1 pseudogene is annotated in these 693 nt (G+C 61.8%); it reads right to left on the bottom strand.

Annotation, left to right across the window (positions count from 1 at the left end):
* Nucleotides 1–572 (bottom strand): annotated as a pseudogene (locus LPA54_RS34225) (hypothetical protein); the annotation flags it as partial.
* Between the last annotated feature and the right edge of the window lie 121 nt (nt 573–693).

Raw genomic sequence — 693 nt, 5'->3', positions numbered from 1 at the left:
GTCTTGGTGAAGGTGAGCAGGTCGACGTAGGTGCCGTCGCCCACCTTGATGCCGCGGTTCTCGAATCCGTGGGTCGAGTAAGGCCACATCGTCAACTGGTCGAGGGCGGCCTTGGAACCGTAGATGTACTGGACCAGGGCGCTGGTGTCCCAGTCGAGCTTCTCGCCCTCGCTGTTCGAGCCGCCCTTGTCCATCAGGACCTTGCTCGTCTTCTCGAACTTCGCGATCACGTCCTCCCCGCTCGGGGGCGCGGCCGCGGGCGTGGCGAGGAAGGTGATGTACACGCGGTACCGGTAGAGGTAGCTGCCTTCGGAGACGCTCGTATCGTTTCCGGCCGGCTGGTAGTACGGAATGGTGTAGTTGGTGTTGTGCGTGCCCCAACCGCCCGAGGAAAGGAAACCCGACGAGTAGCCCGGACCTCCCTCGTCCTCCACCCGGACATGGATCATCGGGATGCCGTCGTTGCCCTTGAGGGTGTCGAACAACGTCTTCCGCTCCGGCAGAACGTAGCCGGTGAGCAGGTCGACCGCTTTCTTCCAGTAGTCGTCGTTGTTGTCCTCGGGGTTGGCCATCGCCGAACTCCGCTACTCTTCCTCTTCGTTGCCACCCGGATTGTCGAGATCACTGTCGACATCCTCGAAGATGTCCATGAACTCGTCCGCGGTGATGTTCTCGAGATTCTTGCCCTGGGCC

This window comes from Streptomyces sp. DH12 (assembly GCF_020873895.1).
Lineage (GTDB): Bacteria > Actinomycetota > Actinomycetes > Streptomycetales > Streptomycetaceae > Streptomyces.
Note: the sequence above shows the minus strand (reverse complement) of the source record. Positions and strands in the feature narration are given on the sequence as shown.